Here is a 26,502-nt window from a genome sequence, read left to right as displayed (position 1 = left end):
CTGCGGTGGGCGTGCTTCGCTCCGCCAGCAACGAGGATTTCCCACTGCACGCTAACACGCTGCAATGCCTGGAAGAACTTTCCCGTGCTCAGTGTTTTTTGTCTGAAGACGTTGCGGTTTTAGCTCACAATTACCGATACCTGCGAAGCATCGAAGGCAAACTTCGCTTGCTCAACACGGTCGCTCGACACGAATTGCCACTTGGGTTTGATGATGAAGAACCAACACTTGAGCTCAAGCAATTGGCAAGCTTGACCTCCGCGGACTCGCCACAATCACTGTTGCAAGAGTGCGAGGCCATCCGCGTGAAAAATCGCGAACTACTGAATCGACTGGTTCCCAAATCCTAAAGCGTGGCTTCGATCCACTCTCGCCAATCCTGCCATTGCATCTCGTCCATGCTGGACGTTGGGAGTGACGGCAGCATCACTGTGCGTCCCAGATCAGGACGCTCCAAATGCACCGAGAGCAACCCGTTGATATCAAGTTCAAAGCCAAGTCGTCGCATCGGATTGACTTCGTCCGGTGCGACTTCGATCGTATGACGCCCCAACGTTTGCCAGTTCTCACCGTTCTTGCCTGAAGACTCCACCAACGACAATGTCATGCGGTTGTCGCGTGCGGTGCCGTTAAGTTGACGGTTTGTCCGAGCTGGCGTGGGTGTTCCTCGAGGGATAATGGGCAGGATCCTTCGCTTGCCGTCACGATCCGCGACAACAAATCCGATCGAGTGTCCCGCGACACCTTTCGCGGGAGGCTCCGAACATAGTTGCCCCGGCAATTCAGACGCTACGCACGCAGCAGCACCATGAGCCGCATCGACTTGATCGTAAAACGCGATGGACGCGTTGGGAGCTCCTTTTGTCAACAATCGATCGCGAATCGCAGGCAGTCTTAGCAGGGGCCCCATCGCCAAACAGTGCTTCAAATCTGAAGGCAACACACCAGCGCGTTGACAAACCAAACGAATGCTTTCTTCGATGGAAAGCAAAAGGTCTTCGCACTCGGTCAGCCATTCGTCTCTGGTCAGTTCCACCGAATCGATATGACCCTGATGAGCGATCTCGACCCGAGTTCCCGGCATCAGCAACAATTGGTTCATCGCACGTTCGCCCGCCATTTGAATGCGAGTGAGGTGAATCAATTCCTGACGGTTCGCGGGCAACCCCTGAATCCGTTTGGGTGCACAAGGCAATCGAGAGGAGATCATTTCGACCAGTCGCCGTGACCAAGCCATCGTGCTGTGGCCCCAGTGCCCCGCGGTTGCAATTTGTCGTATTTGCCCACCGTAGACCTGCAAAATAGAGACATCCAGCGACTGCCCCGTTAGGCCGACGTATAGGATTGGCGCAGAGGATTGCGAATCAATTGGCGACAGCGGCGTTCCTTCAAAACTGCTGCAGTGCGGACTCGTCATCGCGAATCGAGTCACCGCGATGCTTCGTTCAATCAATCGAACTGCCGGCAAACCCGCCAGCTGTGCCGACTGATAAATCGCTCGGCGATGCAATTGGTCGTAACTGGAGGGAACGGTGATCGCGACCGCATCGGGCCACCGTTCATGACGCTTCCAACTTGTTCCCAACGCCATCGGCGACGAAGAGTCACCATCGGGTGACCCCGGAGAAGTCACTTGGGTCAATGTGTTGCCCAGCAAGTGCCGCATGCACAAACCCATCGTCACCTCGGGAGGACACATCCGCCCACCGATCAGACGCATCATGTCGTCACGGCCAAAGTACATCATCTGGCAATGTGCCACACGCTGTGGGTGTCGCTCACGGCGCTCGTAGGCACTGTCGCCAAACAGGATGGTCGATTGCCCGGTGTCTCGGTCTGTCTTCTCAGCTACGGCGATACGACACAAAGGGCGAGGCCCTTGTGATGACATCCCAGGCCATCCTGCAAGCATGGTTCCATCGGACTGAGTGATCGCGGTGGCGGCATGGGTCATTCCCAGTTCAATGCCAATGACACTAAGCAACCCGCGGCGAGTGGATTCCCCGCCCACGGTCGTGTGGTCTTCTCCAGTTTCGCGACGAGCAAAGTCCAGCACCCACGCAGGGGTCGAACGGTCGTTATCGTAAGGAGCCATCGCACGTGCGACCTCGTCCATCGATCCATATCGTTCAGCAGGATTTTTGGCCAGCATTCGTCGCACGATGTCGGCCAGTTTCAGATCGACGTCGTTTCGAAGCGTCATCAGGTCAGGCACTTCGCCATGCCGGTGACCGTATACCTGTTCGACCAAATCACCGGTGAACGGAGGGTGCCCCATCAACAAGTAGAACAGCGTTGCGCCAAGTGAGTATTGGTCGCTTCGCGAATCTGCCGAATTGGCATCTTCGAGTTGTTCGGGTGAAATGAACGACAACGTCCCAAGTAGCGGACGGTTTTTAGCTTCCGTTGACGCCGAATTGTGTGAATTGTCATCTTCGGGCAAATCCAGTTCGCGTGGCTTCACCCCGCGAGGTGACGGATACCATTCGGCCGAGAAACGAGCTAATCCGAGATCCAACAACTTGATGGTCCCGTCATGAGCTCGCATCAAGTTGCCGGGTTTGACATCGCGGTGAACGATGCCCGCCGCGTGCGCGTGATGCAAAGCAAACGCGGCTTGGCGAATTGCCGAAGCCGCATCACCAATCGACATTGGACCTTGATCATTTACCCATTGAGACAGCGTTCGTCCGTCAACGTATTCCATCGCCAAATAGTGGATACCGTCTGCTTCGCCCGCGTCGAATGCGGTGACGATATTCGGGTGCATCAAACGCGAGGCCGCGCGGACCTCTTCATAAAATCGATTGACCGACTCCACTTTATCCAGCCAACGTGTTGGCAAAATTTTGAGTGCGACCTTTCGTCCCATCGATCGGTGCTCCGCGAGGAACACTTCGCCCATGCCTCCTCGACCGATCGGGCGTCCCACTTTGTAGACCCCCACAATCTCGGGGATGGACCGATGGAAGCTTTCGACTTCAAACCCAACCTCGGAATGAGTTTGATCGCGTGTCAATTCGCCGATCGAATCCGCATGCGAAGCATCCAAGCGATCAGCCCACGAACTTGCATCATCACTACTGGACTCTTTCGAGCTATCAGCGAGACGTCGCATAGCCTGGCCAGCGGGATCGCCGATCAGTTCCGGTTCGTCGGGAGAATTGGACAATGGCAGCCGAAGATTGAGGGTTAGCATGTGCACAGCGAGTGCACCCGGGACACAACCAAGACTCGTCCAGACCAAGTCACACTCGGTTCCGGATTTGGCACCCTCGGCCTACACTCTTCCTACTAGCGTAACGACGCAGCGGAAGATTTTCCGCCATGATTTTCGCAATTTCGGCCGTTCAGTCCACCCTTCCACCGAATAAACCGCAACCGTGGCCCCGACTCCCCCCTCCGACACCACCCCACTACGAATCGCCACCCGAGAAAGCCCTTTGGCCATGTGGCAGGCCGAACATGTCGCTGAATCATTGAAAAAGCATGGTTTTCAGACCGAAATCGTGCCTCTGGTCAGCAAAGGCGACACGGACATGCGGCCGATCGATGGGACTCGCCAAGTCGGTTTGTTCACCAAACGCATTCAACAGGCCCTTGTTGATGACGAAGCCGACGTGGCGGTTCACTCTTTGAAAGACTTGCCGACCGAGCCAGACAGTCGTTTCGTTTTGGCCGCCGTCCCGCCGAGAGAATCAGTGCTGGATGCCCTGGTGTTTGCCGACAACAGCCCACTTCTGGAAACGCAAACCGACTCCGATTCACCACTGGCCTATTTGCCGCAGGGTGCAAAGGTTGGCACCGGCAGCACGCGCCGACTGGCTCAACTGAAGCAACTTCGCCCCGACCTGGAAGTCCTTCCAATCCGCGGAAACGTTCAAACTCGATTGGCCAAACTCAACGCTGGCGAGTTCGACGCGATTGTCTTGGCCCATGCCGGAATCTTGCGTTTGGAAATGACCGACCTGCCGCACCGGTTGTTCCCTCTCGATGAAATGATCCCCGCCCCCGGCCAAGGTGCTTTGGGAATCGAAGTTCGAAGCGACAACGCCGAGGCAATGCATGCGATCGCAAGTCTGAACGACGCGGCAGCTCGATTGGCTGCGACGGCGGAACGAAAGGTGCTGTCCGAACTTCACGGCGGATGCTTGGCCCCGATCGCTTGCCATGCCAAATTGGAAACTTCCGATCAGGGCACCGAACTATGCCTTCGTGCAATCGTGATGTCAGCCGACGGCAAACGACGCTTGCAAGAGGACGCTTGCGTCGCTGTCGAACCGAACGACGCCGATTCACAAGTTGTCGAAGCTCACGAGTTGGGAGCACTCGTTGCCAAACGATTGCGAGACAAGGGTGCCGACAAATTGATCAGCACCGTTCGAGACGACCACTGACGTCCAGCGACATTCTCCGCACGAAAACATCACTTCGCTTCACCACCACCTACGACCATGAACTCACCTGCGAATTCTTCCGCTGCTCGTCCCTCCGCTGGTCCCAAAAGCGTCGCCGCATTTCAACGTGCATCCGCGTTGATGCCCGGTGGCGTCAACTCACCCGCCCGAGCATTCGGTGCCGTGGGTGGCACTCCTTTATTTATCGAGCGAGCTGAAGGCCCGTACTTGTACGACATCGATGGCAACCGATACATCGATTACATCGGATCGTGGGGACCAATGATTTTGGGGCATGCTCATCCCGAGGTCATCAGCGCGATCACAGAAGCCGCTGCAAAAGGAACCAGCTACGGCGCCCCAACCGAAGCGGAATCGCGACTCGCCGAACAAATCATCGAAGCCGTTCCCAGCATCGAAAAAGTTCGCTTGGTCAACAGTGGAACCGAAGCGACCATGAGCGCGTTGCGAGTCGCACGTGGAGCCACCGGACGAAAGAAGGTCATCAAATTCGCGGGCAACTATCACGGGCATGTCGACTCATTGCTTGTCGCTGCCGGAAGCGCCGCGGCAACACTGGGTGCACCTGATTCGCCCGGTGTCACTCCCGGTGCGGCCGAAGACACCTTGGTTCTTTCGTACAACGATGTGCCTGGATTGCAAAACGCGTTTGATCAGCACGGCGACGACATCGCGGCTTTGATCCTAGAACCCGTCGTGGGAAACATGGGATGCGTTCTGCCCACGATGGAATTCCTCAACGCCGCTCGCGATTTGACGAGCAAGCATGGATCGATCCTGATCTTTGATGAAGTCATGACAGGTTTTCGCGTGGCGTACGGGGGTGCTCAAGAACGATTCGGCGTCACGCCCGACATGACCACCCTCGGCAAAATCGTTGGCGGCGGGATGCCACTGGGTGCTTATGGCGGTCGAGCCGAGATCATGAACCAAGTGCTTCCTGCGGGCAAAGTCTTTCAGGCCGGTACGCTGAGCGGAAACCCCGTCGCGGTTGCGGCCGGTTCGGCGACGCTTCGTTTGTTGAAAGAGAACCCTCCTTACGAACAACTCGAACGATTGGCGGATCGCTTGGCTGATGGCCTGGATCGCGCGGCGACCTCCGCAGGAATGGCTCACACGGTCGCCAAAGCGGGTGCGATGCTGACACTGTTCTTCAATCCCGAACCGGTCGATTGCTGGGACGTGGCGGATCGTTGCGACCGAGAAGCCTTCGGACGTTACTTCTGGGGATTGATCAATGAAGGCATCTACATGCCCTGCAGTCAATTCGAAGCGTTGTTCTTCAGCCAACAGCACACCGAGGCCATGATCGACGAAACCATCGGCGCGGCAGAAAAGGTTCTGAAGTCGCTGTAGGGTTGGCGATCTAGGTTTGGCGATGATCCAACCGGAGTCGCCCAAGCAGCGGACGGCGAATGATCGAGAACCGATCGCGTTTACGATCACGCCTCGGTTCAATCAGCCGAGGTCCTGCCCGTCTTGATAGGCACGCAAGCGATCGATTAATGACAGCAATCGATTCGCTGCGGTGGGCAGGGCGACTTCACCAAGTTCAGCGAGCGCGGCCGATGGGCCTCGAGTCTTCTCGCACACTTGCTGTATCTCGATGGATATACGGCGAGCCAAGCGTTCTTTTTCTTGACACAATCGCAAGCGATTCTTCCAGCGTGCCACGTTCTTGGCTTCTTCCGTCGCTGGTACGCGATCGCCGGGACGCACCGTCGAACGTTTCCGACTGAGCTGATCTTGCGCGGAGGTCAGCTCGCGTTCGGCGACTCGGGTTTGATCTCGCCAGTAGGTCACTTGATTGACCGAGAAGTGTTCATCCACGCGATTCAATGTCGCGTGAATCGATTGGCTGGACAGACACATGCGGTCCGCCAAACGCTCGACGGCCTGGCGAAGGGCATCGAGCGAATCGAGATCTCGAACGTCGCTTTGGGTCACGCCAGTTCATCGAGGAAGCGGTCGAGTGCCGCGTCCATCTTCTCCGGAGTGTCGTAGCTTCCATCGGCGATTTGACGACGAATGTCAGCAACGCGATCGATTCGGATTTCACCACCACCGGCGATGGGTGACGCGGAATCCAAACGATTCGCAGAGGTCGCGGCGCTGGACAAATCGAGTTGGTCCACGGGCGCGGAGGTTCTTGTCGTGGTGGCATCCGGCTTCAGACGGTTCGCGCCGGCATTGGCAGCAGGCTTGGAAACCGACGAGGCGGCTTGGCTCGTGGAAAGTCGAAATGGACCGTAAATTTGCATCTTGACGCGTGCTCCCGGGCGGAAAGCGGAATTGACAACCGGATCACATACCGGACCTTCGTGGCCCATTTGGCATGTCGATCGATCGACAAAAGTTTGAAAAGGATTGTGGGTGCGACAACCGATCCGTCATGGGAGTGCGCTCGGGGCGCATCCAATCAGGGAACTCTCGACTCGGTTATCAGCGTTGCAATCCTTGTCCCAGGAATCAATCCGTCAGAATCGGTGGAGACTTCGCAAGCGCAGTTTCGAGAACACGTCTGATATCGGCCTGAATCGCCGATGGCCTGCAGTCTCATTTGAATTCTGAGCAAAAGTTCTGGGCAAAATTCTGTTCGGTCACACTATCAATCGCGTGAAACCGCCGGCAAGGTCAACGCAGCCAAAAAAATTGGCTTTTGCAAACGAATTGATTCAAGCCTCACGAGTTGCCACCTGAGAAGCGTTTCTCGACTCCCAAAACACCTGACCGGATCTCGGCTGCTCCGTGACAGTTGGGTGTGAAACGACCGGGTTTCACAACTCGCCGCCGAAGTTTACCGCTCACGTCCCGGGGGATGGGCAGTTTGGTCCGGCTACCGGCTTGCCCGAAAGGTACTGGCAAGGGACGATGTTGACCCCACTCGTTTTCCATTCGCTATCCCCATCGCCGCAACGGTAATTTCGGATCCCCGATGACAACGAATTCAGAGTCCTCCGCTCCCCCGACGGCGAACTCCAACGCCAATGTGTGCCTGGTCGTCCTCGCCGCCGGCAAGGGAACTCGCATGAACAGCGAACTTCCCAAGGTTCTGTGCCCCGTCGTCGATCGGCCCATGATTCACTTTGTTCTGGACGCTGCCGACAAAGCTGGCATCCAGAAAAAAATCGCGGTGGTGGGCTACGAAGCGGACCTGGTGCGAAAAGAGCTCCAAACCCGCGACGATGATTCGCTGACCTTTGCCGAGCAAACCGAGCAGCTGGGAACCGGGCATGCCGTTCAAATGTGCCGCGATCAGCTCGCCGACCACGATGGCCTCACGCTCGTCATCGCTGGCGACTCCCCTCTGATTCAATCGTCCAGCCTGATCAAGCTGATCGAGCACTTCCAAGCCACCCGCCCCGCGTTGCTGCTCGGCACTTTGACCAAAGACGATCCGACGGGGCTGGGCCGAATCGTGCGAGACGACAGCGGGCAATTCACCGGCATCGTCGAACACAAAGACGCCACCGACGAACAACGCGAAATTCGCGAAGTGAACATGAGCACGTATCTGTTCAACAACGCGGACTTGCTCGATTCGCTTTCTAAACTCAGCAACGACAACGCCCAAGGCGAATACTACCTGACGGATTGTGCACGCCTGCTTCACGAAGCCGGACGCCCCGTCGAAGCGTTGCCCGTTTTGAAGGATTGTGAATCGCTTTCCATTAACAACCCCGAGGAACTCCAAGTGGTCGACCAAACAATGCGAGCGATGGGTTATGCGTGAACTGAAAATATTCAGTGGCCGAGCAAACCACGACCTCGCTGATAAACTGTGTCGCCACCTGCACCTGAAACCCGCCCGCATCACGCTGGGCCAATTTCCGGACGGCGAAAACTACTGCAAACTCGACGAAGATGTTCGCGGTCGCGACGTCTTCCTGGTGCAGCCCACTTGCCCGCCCGTCAACGACAACTTGATTGAGTTGTTGACGATGATCGATTGCTGCAAGCGTGCCAGCGCCGAGCGGATCACCGCCGTGATTCCGTATTTTGGCTACGCAAGACAGGATCGCAAAGACGAAGGCCGCGTGCCAATCACCGCGAAATTGGTTGCGAACCTGATCACGCGAGCCGGCGCCGATCGCGTCCTCACCATGGATCTGCACGCCGCACAAATCCAAGGATTCTTCGACGTCCCCGTCGATCACCTGTACGCCGCTCCAGTCATCAACGATCACTTCGTCAGTCGCCGATTCGCCGGCGATGAAGTCGTCGTCGTCAGTCCCGACGAAGGCAGTATCAAACGAGCTCTCGGTCACACCAAACGACTCGGTGGCAATTTGGCAATCGTCGACAAACGTCGTACCAACGCCTTGGAAGTCCGCCAAAACACGATCATCGGCGGCCCCGTCGAAGGCAAGGTGGCTCTCATGTTCGACGACATGATCAGCACGGCTGGATCAATCTGCGGTGCGGCCCGCTTGGTTCACGAAGCGGGTGCGAAAGAGATTCACATCGCTTGCACTCACGGCGTTCTGTGCGGCCCCGCCATTGAACGACTGCGTGACGCTCCGATTGATTCGATCACCGTCACGGACACGATTCCAGTGACGGGCGAGAAGTTGTTGCCGAACCTGGTTCAGCTTTCGGTGGCACCGCTGTTGGCCGAAGCCATCAAACGAATTCACCACGACCAATCGATCAGCGAACTTTTTCGCGAACGCTGATCAGGCGCATAGCGACCGGTGGTCACTCGGAGTCTTGGCAGAAGTTTTCGACGATGCCAATTCCGGTCAATCCGTTTCGACGAAGATCGTCAACGAGCGCTTCGATTTCCGAAACGTCCGTTCGGCTTGCATCACGCACGACCAACGCCGAGTCACAAAGACTCGCGGTCGACAATGCGGAAGTGCCACAGTCGATGATCACCAGATCGAATGATTGCTTGAGTCGCTCGACGACCTGCTCCAACTCGCTCGAGGTGGGAGACAATTCGTCTGCTCCCGGTAGCAGTGGAATCAAGGTCAATGCGTCAGAGTCAGACGCAACGGCAATTTCCTCGATGGGAATGCCATCCCGGATCGCGTCGATCCAGTCGTGATCCAATTCCAGTGCGAAGTCGTCGACCAGAGTCGGACCGTTGCTGTCGGCATCTACCAAAGCAACCTTCATCCCCGTGCATGCAACACTCAGTGCAATGCCCATGGCGACGGTCGAGCGACCTTCACCGGGAAGAACACTGGTGAGGGCGATGGACCCTAGTCCATCTCGCTGCGCGTCGACGATGTGTTGTCCGAGTTGATCGGCCAGCGCCCCGCACAAGAATAATTCTGAGACGGTATCCGGGATATCGAATTCGTTCACTTGCCATGCAGCGACAAACGCTCGCTTGGAAACTTGCGTCGGCTTGGCGGTTGACGCAGCGACGGTTTCAGGTCGTTTTTACCGTTTCTGGCTGGACCGACGGTGCGGGCTCGGCCACGGCTGCGGTCTGCTGCCACATCGATTCGGCGAGGTAGCGTTCCGCTTCGCTCATTGTTTCAGCCACACGAACTGCGACTTCCGGCATCGATTGCGGCTTGGGTTCCCGTGCTGGAATCTGGCTTGGTGCCGGCGAGTCGGCAACGGGTTGCGAGACAACCGTTTCGATTGTGTTGGTGTCCGACACCGGTGCAACTGGAACCTTTGCAACGCCTGATACGATCAGCGGTTCGCCAATTCGCCGAGCCGTTTCTTCCGCGTTCACCGGGCGATCAATCCGCAAACGGGCCGACTGATCTGCAGTCTCCATCCAAATCGAGGATGATTCCGCCACGGAAGCATCCAGCTGCATTCCAGTCACATCGTCGCGACGATCGCCTACCATCGGCTTCAACCGATCAGATGGGCGGTTGATTGGCGTCGACGATTTCTGGATCAACGGGGCCTTTGGTGCAGGAACAAAGGGTTCGCTTGCTGGTGCAACATGATCCGTTGGCGTTCCAACGCCGGTGCCTTCCGTCTCTTGCTGACGACGCAGCGAAGCAGCGCGATCCAAACGCAACACAGCTTCGTCTAAGCGGCGAGTAACACGTTCAGATCGCTCCAAACCAGTCGATGATTCTTGAGCAGCAGTGTCAATCGTTCGCGGCAAATCGGAGACGGATTCGATCGAATCGACAGCCTGCATCTGAGCCACTGTTGTCGAAACGTAGCGACGATTCCGAGCATGCGATTGAATGAAGTTATTGGATTGATTCATCACGTTTCCCTGTCACTCAGCGGCGCAGATTAAAATCGGGATAGAAAGGCGGTGCGGCAACTCGGGCTTCGGGTTGGTCACTCGTTGCCGGGGTTTGATTTCCGACAGAACCCTCCGGCCCATCGCCTGGCAATGCAAAGCGGAAGTCGGGAGTGCTTGGTGACTGAGTTGCGGGAAATTCGTTTGCTCCAGCAACCTGCTCGGCAACGGTCGCTGCCGGCGAACCAGCGTCAGCAGGTGCAGCGTTGGATGCTTGATCACCCGTCTCCGATGGCATCGGTGGCAAGTAGTCCATCCAGTTTGAAATTGGCCCCGGCGTTCCGGTCTGCAGTGGAACTGGAACCGCAGGTGGAGTTTCTTCGAACGATGGCGTGTCAGTCGGTGGGACATCCGTCGTCAATGATTCACTGCCAGACGAAGTGCCTTGGCTGGTGGTTGCCTCATTCGCGTCGAATTCTTCGGCGGTGATTTCCGCTGGCGAACCAGCAGCGTAGTTTGCAGCCAAGGCATCGAGTGACATGCCAACATTGCTTGGCGACGAAGCGACTTGAGGTTCACGAACAGACGGCGATACGGCTTCAGCTGATACTTCTTGATGGAACGGCACCGAATCAAACGGAATTTCTGCATCGAAGCTTTGTTGCATCGTTGAAGACGCCAATTGCGATTGAACTAGGCTAGTTCCGGCCGGAGCCATTCCCATCGCATTGGTTGCCAAGGGTTGGCCCAAGGTTGTCTTTTTAACCGAATGCGTCGGAGCTCCCGCGGTCATAGAAGGACCAAGTGCTGTGTGACCCGGTTCCGATTTCAAATTACTATTCTCGCTGACTACGACACGGTCGGTCCTATTGCGATCGTCAAAGGGTTTCTTTGGTCGTGTTTTCGCGTTGTCACTGGCAATCGAATTGACCGAGGACAGATCGTCATCCTTCGCGGCCGAACGATCAACCTCGGGTTCCTTCGCGATCAATGCTTCTGAATTTTGCTTCGCGTTAGGATGTCGTCGCGGCGCGAACACTGCCCAGCATGCGAGCACTGCAAGCAGAACCAACAACGTATTGCGTGATCCAACGACAGCCAGTGCTCGATTGCCGAACGTCTCCGAGCTCTCTTTCCACGACGTTTTAGGCGGCGCTTCAGTAGGTTTGGAATCGGCCATGACCGTTGCGGTTGCGCTGGGCGGCGATAAGACCGGTTGCACCGACGGTGTGTTCTGAGCCGTCGCGTCTTGTATCGACGTGTGTTGGGGCGTTGTGTCTTGAGTCGTGCGGACGCCACTCGCTGAACCGGGTGTTGTCGCTTCAGGTAAAGTCACGGGCGTCTGCGGCGGCACCAAGTTGGGCAAACGCGTGACGCTGGCAGTAGCATCCAAGTTGCTGGGGATTTGCGATGCAACTTCGAGCATTTCTTGCATCGACAGCCGCGCCTCGCTCTCCGACTCCTCCGGAGCCGATGATTCTTCGACGAAGCTCTCATCCGGATCTGTTGGCGGACAAAGGTCCGGTAGTCGAATCAAAGTTGGCGCCATTTCATCCATCCCTCCGCGAGACGGCTTGGAGTGACGGCTTGGATTTGTATTTTTGGACGCGGTTGTCATGCGTACTTCTCTCGTTTTGGAACGTGAGTGGTCTACGGAAACATCCTCCACGTACAGGACTCTCCAGGCGCAACATCTCCCCTCCACAAATCGACATCAAACAGAAACGATCTTGAGGGAAATCCGGAATAGCGAAACTTTGCGGGCGACTACAAGACGGATCAAGCAAACAACGATTGCGAACCAGTTTCACGCGATTCGTTTCATTAGTGCCACTCCAAAGAGTCGGGACAATTCTCAGTTTGCTTGGACTCTGTTAAACTAGAAGTTGTCGAACTTCCCACTCACCTTTCGGTACAAATCGATGAAACAAGTTTTCCAAGGCGTTTGCTTCGCCTCTTTGATCGCCTTCGGCTCCTGTGCATTGCCAGGTTGCGGATCCGATGAACCAGCATCCGTCGTGGACTCAACGGACCTTGATGCGATCGCAGATTACGAACGAATGATCGCTGAAGAAGAGAAAGCAGCTCAAGAAGGAATGGAAGCCGCAGAGTAGTTCGCAGATCAGATAAGCCGAAATAAAAAAGAACGCCACGTTGTTTCCAACGTGGCGTTCTTTTTGAAAAAGCGATCGCTGCCAGGATAAGCATCCTGCAGGCATGTCGTATCAGAACTCGCCGTCAATCACTTCACGAGCTCCTCGCGATCCCAGTGCCCCCCACAAGCCATAAGGACTTTGTGCTCCGGGCTGGTTCATATTGGCATCGTTCCCGTTTCGCCAGACCACCGGGTTGTTCTGATTGCCAGCTTCGATCGATGAAGTGATGAATTTTACAGCACCATCGCCCATCAATACGTGCGCACCACCTTGGTGACGACTGGAAACCGTCATGATGGACGGCCCGTTCGAGTCGTGGGGAATGCAGGTGGGGCTGTTGGGAGGCAGAATTGTGTGGACTTGCGATTGTGCGTTTTGGCAGTCTGCCCAGCGGAATCCGCGTCCCTTGCTGACGCCCTCGAGAGCTCCAGCTGTCCAAAACTGTGGCCGTTGAGGATCGATCATTGTACCGTCTTCAATACACAGCCTTGGATTCTGACGAATCGCTGTCTGGGCCGGCTGACGATCGGGGTGACGCTTGGCACGAGTTCTATTGTCAAGGTCACCGAGGTCAGTTGCAATTTCTCCCATCGCGATGGTGTTGGACAATCCATCCAACACGTCGCGGAACTTCACCTGCTTGTGCTTCACAAAGAAACCTCGGTTGGCCGCGCGAGAATGCTGTGCGTAATTGTTTGCCTGACCAGCATTGGCTGGCCGGAGGTCGCCGTGCATCGTCCACCAGAAAGAGTCCCCCATCGACATCGCATAGTTAGTCCGGCCCAAGCTTGGTAGCCCTTTGCCCGGGTCGCTGGGACAACGCAGTGTAGGAAGCTCCGTCGTCCATGGCTTGTATTGGATGTTCTGGGGGGTTGGGCCCATCGCTGGCCATGGATTTGTTGGTGTACCAATCCCAGCCCCGGTGTTGCCATCAGTCCGCTCCGAGTTCGGATTCGTGATTTGCTCCCAAAGCCCTTGCTGCTCCATAAACGGAGTCATCCCGACGAGGGCACTCAGTCGCCAGTAGTTATGGTTGTTGTAACTAGTCCACCAATTGTGGCCACCATTTCCCACGTCGGTCCCCACACCCTGCATCGGTGCCCCGTTGTAGGCACTGTGGTAGTTGTGAATGGCAAGCCCAAGCTGTTTGAAGTTGTTGCTGCAGCTCATCCGGCGAGCAGCCTCGCGAGCCGCTTGTACCGCCGGCAATAGCAGCCCAACCAACACGCCAATGATCGCAATAACAACCAATAGCTCGACCAAAGTAAAACCGCGACTGCGGTGTCTCTTTGAAATCATTTGTTCATCCCAGAAATAAGAAGTTCGAATATCGACATGGATAGCCCCGACAACCCATCGTACAGTCCATAGAGCTATATTCCACCACGTTCAAAAGTCGCGTAAGGCACCCAACCAGACTTCCAATGGTGCCACGAACCTCGCTAAACGCCCAAAACACCGACTATTCAAAGTGCCAGCTGGATAGCTAGCATCCGTAGAAATTTAAAATTTTTACAGAGTTTTTTCGTCGTCAAACTTGGAATTGGCCGAATCGCCCCCGGAAAACACTCAGGCAGCTCCGCATGGCGACGTGAATGATGCCTTCGGCTTCCCGCAAGTGAACGAAAACCAGGTTTATCAACAACGTGACGTTCGCCGTGATTCAGCAGTGAATCGCCGGCAAAATTAGAGCTCGCCGTCGATTCTCCCTTCGATTGGACGTCACCAGTATAGAGTTTGGGAACGGTCTATTTTCCTGCTCGTCCAGAGGCGGAACCTCACTTGGAAATTGATGCGTTCAGCCCTTTCGCTTGCTGCTGGGCAGCCTCCATGACGGCGTCAATTTCCACAGGAACTCCGCCTAGCTGCTTGCTTTCGTATGCCGCTTGCATGAAGGCGTACAACTCGATTGTTTCTGCCGAATCGACCGGCGACTCGCCCGTGCGAAAGAACCGAGCGATCTCGACGAGCAATGGTCGGTAGCCGTCGTACTTCCCAATTTCAGAAATGGCTTTCTCTCCGTAGACCATTCCGCCGTAGCCTGAACTGCCTGCCCGAATTCCTCGGAAGGTTCCAATCCGGCCGTCACCCCAACGACCTACGGCCAATTCGAAATCCTCGGTCGAGGTGTGAGAAACCGTTTTGCAGCCAACACCCATGCAGGTGTAGAGCGTTTCGACGCCGTGGATCCCATACCAATACAAATCCACATGGGATGGTTCAATCTTGCAGGGACTATGTGCACTGCAGCCAAGAACTCGCCCCACTGAACCAGACCGAATGGCCTGGGCACCGTCGCTGTACCGCAACGATGAGCTCGAGAAAACGGGCACGTCGTAGTGCTTCGCCGCGTCGAAGATGGCGATCGTTTCAGCCAAGTTGGATCCGACGGGCTTGTCGATAAACACGGTCTTCCCAGCCGCGAAAACTTGCATTGCCTGTTCGTGATGGATCGTCCCATCGTTGGTTTCCAACAAGACACAGTCCACTTTGGACAGCAACTCGCTGATGGAATCGACGATCTCGATTCCCATTGATTTCAACTGCTCGGTGTATCCGGGAATCCGACTGCTGCTGGATTCGATCGTTCTGCTTCCGAACGGATAAGCCGCAACGACTTGAAACCCCGCCAACGGATCATCGTCCGAATGCTCGGCATTGAACTCTTTCGCAAACGCCGGCGTGTGGGACGTGTCCAGACCGATGATGCCAATTCGAACGGGTTCGTCCGCACGAGCACTGCCGACCGAAGACAGCACGCTCGCGCACAAAAACATCACGACACCAATCAAACCAACCCGCATGGGACCACTTTCAAAACAAAAACGAAGAACAAGATGAACAGACCAAGCTAGACCAACTGCAAAGGCTCAAACCACCGGCTTCCAGCCCGGTTCATATTCGCGTCCCCAATATGCAAGCGCTTCGGGGTTCCCAATGGGTTTGCCGGTGGCGGAATCAATTTCCAGCTCCGCTGAGCTGCGATAAGCCATGTTGCCCAAATGGCAAAGCAACGTGCTCAGATGTGCTTCCTGAATGTCCGCATTGGGTCGGCGACCGGTGCGAATAGCGTCCAAGAAATCGGCCAAATGAGTTGTGTCGCCGCCCTCATCATTGACGGTCTCAATTTCCTTGTTGCGATCATCGAATCGAGTGAAGCCATTTCCCCGGACGATGATCGAACCTTCGCTCCCGTGGAAGCTGACTCCCACCGCCGCATCGTGTGGCCCCAAAGGAGACCAACTCAATCCTTCCCAGGTCGCCGTTTTTCCTTCGGGGAAATCGTACGTCACCATCATCGTATCAGGCGTTTCTTGATCGTCGTCGTGCCGGTACTTGCCGCCACCCGAACGAACGCGACTGGGCGTTGTGACCTGCAATCCCCAACGAGCCAAATCCAGCACATGGATGCCGTTGTTGCCCAATTCGCCGTTGCCCCAATGCCAACGCCAATGCCAGTTGTAGTGAACCACATTGTCAACGTACTCGCGGCGCGGCGCGGGGCCTTGCCACAGATCCCAGTTCAGCCAATCCGGCACTGATGCGGTTTTGCCATGCCCAATCGACGGACGCCGGTTGTTGTACCAACTGCGTGAATAAGAAACGTCACCGATGCCGCCCGTATGCACCAATTCGATCGCACGAATGATTGCCGGCCAACTGCGACGTTGCGATCCCATTTGCACGACTCGGTTGTGCTTCCGCGCCGCTTCGACCGCCAACACACCTTCCTCCGCGGTCTGGCTGCATGGTTTTTCTACATACACATGCTTTCCGGCGGCACATCCCAAAATCGTTGCGGGTGCATGCCAGTGGTTGGGAGCTGCCACGACAATAGCGTCCACGTTCTCGTCTTCCAACAACTTCCGAACATCAGCAAACGTTTTCGGCCGATGCCCTTGGGCATCCGCAACGGAATTCGCCACTTTGTCCGACGCTCGCGAATCCACATCGCAGATCGCGACCACGTCGGAACCGGGATCTTTGATGAATCCTTTCGCTAGCGCCGCCCCACGATTATTGACTCCCATGATCCCAACGCGGATGACTTCATTGGGCGACTTTTTCGGGGCCGTTTCTGCGAACACGGAACGAGCGGTAACGGTTGCACCCAATGCGGCCCCCGCTTTCAAGAACAACCGACGATCACGTGTCCGATGCCTCGACTGCATGGACGCGGAAGACTGCACATCAGAATGCTGAGGACGCATGGTCACGGCGAAATCCTTTGGCTGGATCGAACGCGTCAATCGACATTCGTGACGTTGTCTTGGCCTCACACACCAAAGCGTGCAGGATCAAGCCGCGTGACGACTGGGATTGGCAAATGGCCTTCGAAGCTTCGACTGAGCTCATCTCCATCGATGCTGCCGTCACCACGGTAGACGGTGAACCAACAGCCCGCATCATTGGAGAGATGTTCTAGAGCGTCAAAGACCAATCGATCGATGGGAGGGAAGGAGGTGGGACAACTGAGTTTGCCTCTCGGCCAACTCGACAAGCAATCGCCTGAGATCGACTCGGGCAAATCGCTTCGCTGACGCTCATTGTAAGCAGATTCTTTAGCGGATTGGGCGTCGCAATTTGTCCTCCGCCGAGTGTGGATCCAACGGGACCCTGGACACAAACCAAAGATGGAAAGAGATTGGCACGGACTTTCGCCACCTATCGACCGCCGCAACGGTGCAAGAGACCCTGATGAGCCTTCCTGATTCGACGTCACCCCCAAATGATTCGTCCGCCACGATGATGGATCGGTTGGTGCTGTCCTACCTGGATATTCGACGAGCGATCGGGCTTAGCGGTTTGGTGCTGCCACTCGTTTTGGGCCCCGGCGGCTTGCTGCTAGGGATCGAAATCCAAGAGAACATGAGCAGCTACTATCACACTCCATTGCGGGATGTGTTTGTAGGAACACTCTGTGCGATTGGCATCTTCCTGTTCTGCTACCGCGGATACGACCGGATCGAAAATTGGACGGCGAACATCGGAGCGGTCGCGGCAATTGGAATCGCTCTGTTTCCATTGGACTATGGCAGCGATCCGCTGATCCAAAAGTCATTCGTGGGCTACGTCCACACATTCAGCGGCGGTGTGTTTTTCACAACACTCGCGTTCTACTCGCTGTACCACTTCCCACGCGATTCCAGGCGGGAAGCCGAGTCCCATTTGTTCGAACGCTCATTGGCCTTTCGTGCCAGCGGATTGACCATCCTGTTGATCACCTTCGCGATGGGCGGCTACATGTTGCTCGTTCCTCAAGACTGGAAGGATTGGCTCAATGGCTACAACTTTTTGTTCTGGGCGGAATGGATCGCCGTTTGGTCCTTTGCAAGTTCTTGGCTCGCCAAAGGTCGCATCATCGTTACCGAGATCGGTGTCGAAGTCCTTGCCTATTCGCGAAAGATGGTGCTGCAACACGGATTGGGAATCAAAGACAATCCGTGATTCTCGCGATTGATCGTCACTGATGCAGGATGCCAAACGTACGTGCAAACTCAACGTCGTCTTCGCTGAGTTTTTCGAGCGGGACCGAGATGGTTTGCCGATTGTCCAGCCGCAACAGCGAGACATCCGACTTCCCCACCGATTGCAACATCGCTTTGATGGTAAAGGTGCCGCTTGGGTCCGACCACTCACGCGGAAACTTCGTCGCCGCTTTGCGAATCGAATCCCAACGGCTCAAGATTTGTTCGAATTGAATGTCGTTCGTCCAATCAGAATCGTCCTCGAGTTCCTTTTCCAGCAAACGCTGCAACCTTGAATTGGCCGGCGGAGGTGCACTGTTGGTCGCGATTTGTGTGTACTGAACTCCCAGAGCCCGATCCGGACGAAACACGCTTTTCTTGGACCGCGGTTCCCAATACTTCGCCATGTCGGCTTGCTGCTTCGAAGTCAGCCGCGGCAAATTGGCGGCATCAAAAGCCTCCATCGTCGGAAGCAGATCATGGTCGAACAACATCGCTCGAATCGGATCGAGGTAGTGAAACCCAACCCGCAAATCAAACTGGGTTGCTTTGCCGATGTAACTCGCACCATCAATCTTGTAGTCAACGCTCCCGGCATAGGGCATTCCCATCTCAGGCGAAAACTCCCACATCCCAGACCCTGAAAGCGTGAGTTGTTGCCCAGCGGAAACGCCGCCAGCGATTTCAACCTCGCGACCGAACGCCAAATGGCCTTCTTTCATTGGATTCTGCGGGGTCATCAGCGAGAAGATTGAAATCCTCGACTTTGCAACTTGGTCGCTGTCAGATGAAACGAAATTCAATTCGCTCTCGGCGCGAGAGCTGAATCCAGAGACCGTTTTGCCATCGTTAGGCAACTGCAAAAAGATCAATCCCGCGATCGCTCCCGTGGCAAAAGGCAACTCCCCTTTGGCACCCTTGCCTCGAATTTTTCCGGATGTGGTGCACCAGATCTCGCCCCCACAGAACTGAAACAGCCCCGGGTACCGTTCCAGCTCATACAGCGTTCGACGCTGTTGCTCCTTTCGCATCGCTTCCGCCCGCTCGCTGGCGGCCTGATGAAAGCGAGCCATCCCAGGATCGCCAGACGCAGACCCAAATGAATTGCTTGGCCCCGACTCATAAGACTCCCGCGTGCGTCGATGGTGATTCGCCAGCGTGCCTTTGTTCGCAAGCTTGTTTCCCATGAAGGGAATCGTTTGGTAGGTCCCGGACCATTCCTCGGAATCAGAACTCTTCACCACATACCGCAATCGACATCTCTGCCGCACCATGATTGGATTGCGTCCGCCTTCAGTACGTTCAACGATCCGATATTCGATTCCATAGTCAAACGTTTCCCCAACGGCAGGCGCGTAGACAACGTCCTGCCCGGAGGCCACGTTCAGCATCCCGAACGCTCCCGCAACGATCGCGATGACGGAGCACTGCCAATTGTCGATCCTTGACATCCTCACAATTCCTCTGCCAATTGTTCCATGTCTGTCTTCAGCGTTCGCATGTAACGTCGCCACTCCAATTCGAGCGTGACGCGGTCGCCAAAACATTCGTTGAACAACTCCACCAGTTCCGTTCCCTTTTCCCGCGGGTCCGTGTCCGCCGAAATCTTTCGCGACTTGCCATAGAACTGAATCAGCTCATCAAAGCGTTCTGTGAACAAGTAGTGCGTCAGAGCCCACGCCTGTCCGTACGCGGGAAGTTGGTCGCCAAGAGCCGTTTCGACAATGAACCCGAGATCCGAAACGATGAACTCCACGCTGCCGCGAACGGGATCGCCTTCCAACGCGCGGTAGTAACTGATCCGGTTTTGATCCACCACACCAACGCCACTCCAAACCGCCAACTTCGATGACTCAAAGTACGACGCCAATCCTTCGTGAACCCACCGGATGAACACGCCATCTCTCGGAAACAAACCAGTGTTGGCGGCAAGCTGGTGAACCGCTTCATGCGAAACCGTTGCAACGTCTTCGCTTTCGTGTTCGATGTCGATCAACAATGAAACCGTGTTGGCGAACCGAATGATGTGAGCAGCATTGGGACTTCGAGTCCGTTTGGCCTGCTCCTTCATTTCATCCAGTTTATCCGTCAACTGTTTCAACAATAAAAAGATTTCGGTGGTACCGGAGTCGTAAAAGAACGAAACGTTTTCCTCGGGAAGGTAGAAACCCGCGATCTGTTTCAGCCCCATCTCGAGCCGTCGTTCCATCAAGAGGAAATCCTTGTGTTCCGAAAACAGAACGGCGTTGAGTGGTTCGCTTGGCGGCCGCAGATAAAACCCACGAAGTGCGAACGTTAAAAAGTAGGACTCGTAGACCTTTTCCAACAACTCCAAACGCATTTCCGCGCGAGTCATCTTGGTCACCGCGTCTTTTTCACTTTGGGCGTCATGGAACAATGCGAAATGCTTGCTCCGCGACATTTCCATTCGACTCCCGCCGATCAAGTTTCGAACATGCGCCTCGCTGCCGGAATTATTGGGAACCGGACGATTGATGTGGACCATCAACGCCGCCAACTTCTTGATCTTCTCGTCCGTCGGATCCAACTTCCACGCGTCACTGAGCAATGACTTGCATTCCTTCAGCATCCCGTGCTGAAGTGCCCACTGAGCCAACTTGATGTAGTTGTCGACGGTTTTCTCGCTGAGGATTTTTCCCGACTTGCGTCGAAAGATCGTTTGACGTGTCGGCGTCTTGATCACTTGCAGATCGCGAGCGTTGAAATACAGCGACCCTCGAGGATGACGAAATGTGACCGTCCCGCCGGGGTTGTAGTTCGTCTCGCCTTCCAACAACAAACCCGCATCCGTTCCTGGAATCTGATAAATCGCGTAGTCCGCTTGGGCATTTCGCGAGAAGCAAAGGCTCGTCAGGAGCCCGCCCGCCATCAACCAAGCGAGCAAACTCATCCGCGGTTGGAACCGTCGTTTTCGCCCCGATGATACGTCCGGCTTTTGAAATTCCATTCGTTTGCCCGCCATTCCTGTCCCCATCACTACGAATCATTCGTCGACCACCCCGACAGTCATGCTCCGCTCAGGCAAAACAGCCCGCGAGGTGTGGTCGCCATCCCCTAACAAAGGAGCGATTGTAACTCGTCATCGCTCAGTTTGTGCTGACAGCCGCAACGGGAATCCACGCAATTCGCGGTTTGTCCTCGTCGAGGACGTATTCCTTCACACAGGACACTTCACGGATGAACAGTGATGCAAATCCGCAACACCAGAAACCGACACAACCAATCGGATTCCGCAACGATCGAGCGTCTCTGCCAGCGAATGAGTTGCATTGGCCAACTGAGAGCTCACCTCACACTTTGTGGCATTTCCGAAGGACGAACCCGGTCTTTCTCGACACTCGCCGACCATTGCTCAAGTTCGCGACTCATCCTCTCTGCAACGTCGGGATACTGTTCCGACACGTCCCGCGATTCCGTCGGATCGTTTCGCAAATCAAACAAGACACTCGGCTCGGTGGAGTCTTTCAACTTCGTCCCACGAGTCACGTAGGGTCGCACGAGTTTGAATTGTTCATGACGGACCGCCGCGTTGTGTGTGTAGTTCGGCGAGCCTCGATTCCATTGCCAAAATCGCATCGTCGAGTGGGCGACCGAGGCGTCTTCCAAAACCGCCGCGAAACTCTCGCCGTCCAGTCGATTTAGCGTGGCGAGATCGACTCGACAAAGATCCAGAATCGTGGGCATCAGATCAACAAACGTGACCATCTGATCTCGATGCCCAGGTGCAAACCGTTTGGGCCAACGAACGAACAAAGGCACTCGAATGCCGCCCTCGTTGACCTGATACTTTGTGCCTCGCAAACCTCGATTGAATCGCTCTCCTGTCAACGGATCGGGGCCGTTGTCGCTCGCGAAGATGACGATGGTGTTGTCGGACAATCCCAAATCATCGATCTCCGACAACAACTCACCGATCCCACGATCCATCACTTCGATCATGGCATAGATAGTCGCTGTGGATTCGTCGAAACCTTGACCTCGGTACCGAGCAATGATCTCGGGCGGCGCTTCCAACGGGCGATGAGGAGCGTAGTGTGCGAGATGCAAAAAGAACGGATGCTCGCGGTGTCGACGAACAAACTCGATCGCTCGACGGTTTAAATCATCGGTCAAATAGCTTTCATCAACGTTGCTGATTTGCCGTTTTTCTGAGAAGGGATATCGAAAGTAGCCGACATTGTCTGAACCGAAGAAGCCTTCGAATTCGTCGAAACCGCGATCCAGTGGATGAAACCCGTCGCCTCGACCAGTGTGCCACTTTCCGACCAGTCCAGTCGCGTAGCCAGCATCTTTCAACACATTGGCGATCGTTGTTTCGTCACGTCGCAGGCGAGTCATCTTCGGGTACTTGTTCATGTTCAGCGTCACCACGCCGGTGCGATGCGGATACCGTCCCGTCAACAACGCCGCTCTCGCGGGCGCACACACGCATGATCCACTGTAAGCCTGCGAGAACTGAATCGACTCGCTGGCAAGCCGATCCAGATTTGGCGTTCTGGTCGGAGAACCATCGCCACCGGCAAGATCCCCCACCGCCAAGTCGTCAGCGAGAATCACAATGACATTGGGTCGTCGACTCGTCGCGTCGCTTTCTGAATGTGCATTCGCATCTCCCTCCTGAACCAATGGAGCTTGTCCCAGGCATTCGTTCAGCGATACCAGGATCAAAACGATGGCGACAAACGGCGAAAACTTCATTGGTGGTTTCTTGATCGTGGAGGGATTCGCGTCCAATCAATGATACCGACTCATTCGGAAAACTGGCGTCGGCACGCTAAAACGAACGTGTTCGCCGTGCTTCAGCTGTCTCGATGGAAGAGAATAGTCAGCACAGTCGTGGGGCGCCGCGACGAGCATCCTTTGATCAGCGAAGTTCCTACGTTCACGTTTCGCTTACGCCGGGGTAGCATCATCGCACGGCGTCCCAGCACGGAAAGCCTGCCAGACCGTCTCCGCAACATCGCAAAGTGAGCCATGCCCTCGCCAAGCCCTCGTTCCGCTTCATCGCCATCCAAACCACAGCTATCGGTTCGGAAGAAGATCCTGTTTTCCTTTGTGTTTGTTGTGGGGGTGCTTGGAACGATTGAACTCGTGCTGCGTGTCGCGAGAATCGGCGAGCCACCCGCAATCGGTGTGCTTCGATTTGGATACGACACAGGCATTCCAATCTTCGACGCCGATGGTATTGAGCGGGAAGGTGAGTTCTATCAGGACGTTCCCCTGTTCGAAGCGGATCCCAATCTGTTTTGGAAGCCGATCGCCGATACGCCGTTCACGGGAGCGGACGGCCTGCGTCTGCCTGCTCCATCGCAGAAGTCAAAAGATGATGGCGTCTACCGAATCGGAGTGATCGGAGACTCATGCAGCTTTCTCGGCGAAAAGGTCTATCCCGCCCGGTTCGCTGATCTTTTGCGAGAATCGACCGGACGTGAAATCGAAGTCGCCAACGCCAGTTGCCCGGGCTACACATCCTTTCAAGGCGAACGGCGGTTGCAGACATTGTGGCCTTGGGAACCAGACGTCGTCCTCGTTTACTTTGGATGGAACGACCACTGGAAGTCACTCAACGGACAAACCGATCAGGACACGATGCAGCGTCAAATCTTGAGCGACCGTGCACGCACCTGGTTGGGCAAGTCTCGGATCTTTTGGTGCATGTACTCGCTGCGAACAAAGCTCGCACCACTGAAATCAATTCGTGACGCCCCCGTCCGTGTTCCGCTGGCCCATTATCAAGAGAACCTCCAAGAGATTCTCGCGAGCACCAATGAACGAGACCTTCCAGTCATCTTCATCACCGCGCCTTCGGCCTATCGAGAAGGAAAGGTGCCACCTTGGTCATACGAATTCTTTGGCCAGTTCTATGGAATGAGCCCCGAGGAAGTTGCCAGCATTCCTCAGACACATCGTCAATACAACGAAGTGGTACGGCAGATCACGGAAGCAAACTCATCCGCCTATTTGGTCGACGTCGCTGCAGCCTGGGGAAGGGACGAGGACGAGCCCAAAGATCCAGAACGATTCCGGAGTGATCGAATTCACTTGACCGAACAGGGCCACCAAGAGATTGCCGAACAACTGCTGCAACGATGGAACGAGGCAGAGCTGGGCAAGACGGAGCTCGTGACGTCAGCAGAACTCGGCACCGAGTGATGCTCTTGACGGGCCTCGCTCGTCCTCCCGCCCTTGCACCACTCCCGAGAACGGCCCAAGAGGCGAAGCCAAACCCGAAGCCAGAGCGGCAAAACGCCCACGAAAAACGGCGCACAAAAAAAGCCAAACCCCGTATTTTCCGGGGTTTGGCTTGAATCGTCTCGGCCTGTCAGGCCCGTTGATAGCGGCAGAGGGACTCGAACAAGCTTCTGGAACACGGGGAAAATCTGGTTCCGAGCACATACCCGAAGCCAAAACCGAAGCCGACAATTCGAGACATGCCGATATCCTGGCAATCGCAGACTGGCTCATTCACAACCTGAACGATGCCGAGTTGGCCCAACTACAGAAACATCTAATTGCAGGCCGGCCGAAGTCGGCGACCTCCATTTGACGTTGGGCACGGTCAACAACAACCACTACGCGAAGACGATGCGGGCCAGTTTCGGCCGTGCCATGATTGATGGAGTCAAGATCGTCGCTGAGTACATCGTGTCCCACGTTTCAGCGACGCAGTTTGACTCCCTTCACCGCGAGTTGCTCCAGCGTAGGCTAGACCCTCGGGGCGATTGAGGTCGCCGAGCACTTCTATCCACTCGAACTCTCTAACCGAGACGAGAATGCTGCCGATTAGTGACCGGGTGGCCCCTCGCTGCGAGTCAACAGAAGGTTCGCTGCTCAGTGCTCCAAGATCGGATAGCCGAGTCTGCGGAATCGACGCCATCGATTGTGCTGATTGAAGATACCGTTGACGTACCGACACGTGAACTCTTCGAATCGTCTCTTGAGTCCGTAGCATTGCGAGGACCCTATCCTTGAAATGTGCCCTACGGACCCTACAGTCCCTGGCTGAGCCATTGGTAGCAGTTCGGTGATGTGAAAGCACGAACCCGTCCACCTATGGCGGTCGCATCTACTGTCGTCAATTCGGCGAGCGCTCGCCGAATTCGTGGCCCTGAAAAGTGCGTTGCAAGGGTTAAATGGACGGTCAATCAGCAAGGTGATAAAGCGACGTCCCACTGGCCTTCAACGGGCGATCCAGTTGCCTTGAGAGGACGGCTCATATCAGTGCGTCGTGACAATTTGCGGTGGTCAGAGATCGACCCTCGAACAGTTTATCGCAACTGATTCGTGTCAATTCCACATGGCGACATCCACATCCTTCTGCAAGCAACATGCCCTCTTCCTGCGGACCAGGCGAGTCGCACGAGTGACTGTCAGTAGTCGATTTGCAACCGTTCAATCGGGGACGCGTTTTCGAACTGGTGTACGAATTTGGACATCGTAGTGGATTTGGCATCATCGTTTCTGTCACCACGATCATGACCGAAACAACTTGGGCGGCGGCGAAGCTCTCCCGGAATTCTCCGGAGATCGCGGTGACACGCGCCGCCGCCCACTTCTAATTGGTTCAGCAAATGTCACCGGCAACCGAACGTACGTACGAACTCCCAGCAATTGATGAGGCCCTCGAAACACACGACGTGATCAGCGGAGTGCACGAAGCTTGTAAATCCGTGGCGATGATTTCAGCGGAGGACTTCAATCGACTGGTACAGTCCATCGAACAAGATGGCCTGCTCGATCCCGTTCGGATCAACCGTGACGGCGTCCTCTTGGACGGCAGATGTCGGCTGTGCGCACTGCATGTGCTTGGCATCTCAATATCCAAAGACGAAATTGAGACCTCCGATCTCGACCCATGGAAGGTAGCATCGTCGAACGAAGCCAGACGGCATTTGACGAAGGGGCAAAAGAACATGGTGGCAGCCAAACGCTTGGAGGCTGAACGCCAAGCCGGCCGGAAACGACAAAGCGAGGGTGCCAAGAAAGCTAACAAGCGTCGCACAAACCCAGTTGCAACGGACTCCGTTGCAACTGGGCGGAATGCTCCAGTACTTGATACGGTGGCGAAATCAGAAGGCCTATCTCGTGAGGAGCTGCGGCTTGCGGAATTGCTTTGCAAGAATGAGCCGGAGCTCGCCAAGCAGGTTGAGAATGGAGAAATCGACTGGAACACCGCGATCGAAAAGTGCGGTCTCAAAGCACCGAAACCAAAGAGGGCTAAGAAGAAGCCGAAATCAGCGCGGCGAGAGGAACGCAACGCTAAGCCGAGC

20 protein-coding genes and 1 pseudogene are annotated in these 26,502 nt (G+C 55.6%); 9 read left to right on the top strand and 12 right to left on the bottom strand.

Features of this window, described 5'->3' with window-relative positions; translation table 11 throughout:
• Positions 1-350: [protein-PII] uridylyltransferase family protein (locus tag RE6C_RS00125; RefSeq protein WP_456291169.1), on the top strand; the 350-nt coding region annotated here is incomplete at its 5' end.
• Here the strand turns inward: RE6C_RS00125 and RE6C_RS00120 are convergent.
• Positions 347-3,199, bottom strand: coding sequence for a protein kinase domain-containing protein (locus RE6C_RS00120; RefSeq protein ID WP_236617817.1), 2,853 nt, complete (start codon positions 3,197-3,199; stop codon positions 347-349). The two genes, RE6C_RS00125 and RE6C_RS00120, sit on opposite strands and share 4 nt — an antisense overlap.
• 223 nt (positions 3,200-3,422) lie before the next feature.
• Here RE6C_RS00120 and hemC point away from each other — a divergent pair, with 223 nt between their 5' ends.
• The gene (gene hemC / locus RE6C_RS00115; protein ID WP_315852335.1) at positions 3,423-4,397 is read left to right on the top strand and encodes a hydroxymethylbilane synthase; all 975 of its coding nucleotides are present in this window, start codon (positions 3,423-3,425) and stop codon (positions 4,395-4,397) included.
• Between the two features lie 57 nt (positions 4,398-4,454).
• The gene (hemL, locus tag RE6C_RS00110; RefSeq protein ID WP_008652699.1) at positions 4,455-5,774 is read left to right on the top strand and encodes a glutamate-1-semialdehyde 2,1-aminomutase; all 1,320 of its coding nucleotides are present in this window, start codon (positions 4,455-4,457) and stop codon (positions 5,772-5,774) included.
• 102 nt (positions 5,775-5,876) lie between these two features.
• Here hemL and RE6C_RS00105 read toward each other — a convergent pair whose 3' ends face one another.
• Entirely contained in the window at positions 5,877-6,365 is a 489-nt protein-coding gene (locus tag RE6C_RS00105; RefSeq protein WP_008652698.1) for a hypothetical protein, read from the bottom strand.
• Entirely contained in the window at positions 6,362-6,748 is a 387-nt protein-coding gene (locus RE6C_RS00100; protein WP_236616184.1) for a flagellar biosynthesis anti-sigma factor FlgM, read from the bottom strand. The genes RE6C_RS00105 and RE6C_RS00100 overlap by 4 nt, the downstream gene beginning before the upstream one ends.
• 659 nt (positions 6,749-7,407) lie before the next feature.
• On the opposite strand from RE6C_RS00100, the gene RE6C_RS00090 reads away from it, so the two are divergent.
• Entirely contained in the window at positions 7,408-8,151 is a 744-nt protein-coding gene (locus RE6C_RS00090; RefSeq protein WP_008652689.1) for a sugar phosphate nucleotidyltransferase, read from the top strand.
• On the top strand, positions 8,144-9,094 hold the full coding sequence (locus RE6C_RS00085; RefSeq protein ID WP_008652688.1) for a ribose-phosphate diphosphokinase: 951 nt from the start codon (positions 8,144-8,146) through the stop codon (positions 9,092-9,094). The genes RE6C_RS00090 and RE6C_RS00085 overlap by 8 nt, the downstream gene beginning before the upstream one ends.
• 22 nt (positions 9,095-9,116) lie before the next feature.
• On the opposite strand, the gene RE6C_RS32650 is transcribed toward RE6C_RS00085, so the two are convergent.
• From RE6C_RS32650 to RE6C_RS00075, 3 genes are all read right to left on the bottom strand, one after another.
• On the bottom strand, positions 9,117-9,731 hold the full coding sequence (locus RE6C_RS32650; protein ID WP_008652687.1) for an AAA family ATPase: 615 nt from the start codon (positions 9,729-9,731) through the stop codon (positions 9,117-9,119).
• A gap of 67 nt (positions 9,732-9,798) precedes the next feature.
• Complete coding sequence (locus RE6C_RS32645; RefSeq protein WP_236617816.1) at positions 9,799-10,608, bottom strand: hypothetical protein; 810 nt, start codon at positions 10,606-10,608, stop codon at positions 9,799-9,801.
• 16 nt (positions 10,609-10,624) lie between these two features.
• Positions 10,625-12,145: a hypothetical protein gene (locus tag RE6C_RS00075; protein WP_008652685.1), complete on the bottom strand. Its 1,521-nt coding sequence runs from the start codon at positions 12,143-12,145 to the stop codon at positions 10,625-10,627.
• 364 nt (positions 12,146-12,509) lie between these two features.
• Between RE6C_RS00075 and RE6C_RS00070 the strand changes: the two genes are divergently transcribed.
• Positions 12,510-12,701, top strand: a complete 192-nt coding sequence (locus tag RE6C_RS00070; protein WP_008652683.1) for a hypothetical protein — start codon at positions 12,510-12,512, stop codon at positions 12,699-12,701.
• A 111-nt stretch (positions 12,702-12,812) separates the two neighbouring features.
• On the opposite strand, the gene RE6C_RS00065 is transcribed toward RE6C_RS00070, so the two are convergent.
• The 3 genes from RE6C_RS00065 to RE6C_RS00055 form a co-directional block, all read right to left on the bottom strand.
• On the bottom strand, positions 12,813-14,042 hold the full coding sequence (locus tag RE6C_RS00065) for a DUF1559 domain-containing protein (protein ID WP_008652682.1): 1,230 nt from the start codon (positions 14,040-14,042) through the stop codon (positions 12,813-12,815).
• 479 nt (positions 14,043-14,521) lie between these two features.
• Positions 14,522-15,547: a Gfo/Idh/MocA family protein gene (locus tag RE6C_RS00060; RefSeq protein WP_008652675.1), complete on the bottom strand. Its 1,026-nt coding sequence runs from the start codon at positions 15,545-15,547 to the stop codon at positions 14,522-14,524.
• Positions 15,548-15,613: 66 nt separating this feature from the next.
• Positions 15,614-16,993 (bottom strand): Gfo/Idh/MocA family protein, encoded by a 1,380-nt coding sequence (locus RE6C_RS00055; RefSeq protein ID WP_008652674.1) that lies wholly within the window; start codon positions 16,991-16,993, stop codon positions 15,614-15,616.
• A gap of 433 nt (positions 16,994-17,426) precedes the next feature.
• Here RE6C_RS00055 and RE6C_RS00045 point away from each other — a divergent pair, with 433 nt between their 5' ends.
• Entirely contained in the window at positions 17,427-18,191 is a 765-nt protein-coding gene (locus RE6C_RS00045) for a DUF998 domain-containing protein (RefSeq protein ID WP_037254287.1), read from the top strand.
• Positions 18,192-18,207: 16 nt separating this feature from the next.
• Here RE6C_RS00045 and RE6C_RS00040 read toward each other — a convergent pair whose 3' ends face one another.
• The 3 genes from RE6C_RS00040 to RE6C_RS00030 form a co-directional block, all read right to left on the bottom strand.
• On the bottom strand, positions 18,208-19,662 hold the full coding sequence (locus tag RE6C_RS00040) for an SHD1 domain-containing protein (protein WP_008652671.1): 1,455 nt from the start codon (positions 19,660-19,662) through the stop codon (positions 18,208-18,210).
• Positions 19,663-19,664: 2 nt separating this feature from the next.
• A complete protein-coding gene (locus RE6C_RS00035; RefSeq protein ID WP_008672126.1) occupies positions 19,665-21,194 on the bottom strand; it encodes a DUF1570 domain-containing protein in 1,530 nt (509 codons plus the stop codon).
• 323 nt (positions 21,195-21,517) lie between these two features.
• On the bottom strand, positions 21,518-22,930 hold the full coding sequence (locus RE6C_RS00030) for an arylsulfatase (RefSeq protein ID WP_236617814.1): 1,413 nt from the start codon (positions 22,928-22,930) through the stop codon (positions 21,518-21,520).
• A 276-nt stretch (positions 22,931-23,206) separates the two neighbouring features.
• On the opposite strand from RE6C_RS00030, the gene RE6C_RS00025 reads away from it, so the two are divergent.
• Together RE6C_RS00025 and RE6C_RS32640 are read left to right on the top strand one after the other, a co-directional pair.
• The gene (locus RE6C_RS00025; RefSeq protein WP_008652667.1) at positions 23,207-24,385 is read left to right on the top strand and encodes an SGNH/GDSL hydrolase family protein; all 1,179 of its coding nucleotides are present in this window, start codon (positions 23,207-23,209) and stop codon (positions 24,383-24,385) included.
• Positions 24,386-26,292: 1,907 nt separating this feature from the next.
• Positions 26,293-26,502, top strand: a pseudogene (locus RE6C_RS32640) (hypothetical protein); the annotation flags it as partial.

This window comes from Rhodopirellula europaea 6C (genome assembly GCF_000338295.1).
Classification (GTDB): domain Bacteria; phylum Planctomycetota; class Planctomycetia; order Pirellulales; family Pirellulaceae; genus Rhodopirellula; species Rhodopirellula europaea.
The sequence above is the reverse complement of the archived record's forward strand: the minus strand, read 5'-3'. Positions and strand labels throughout refer to the sequence as shown.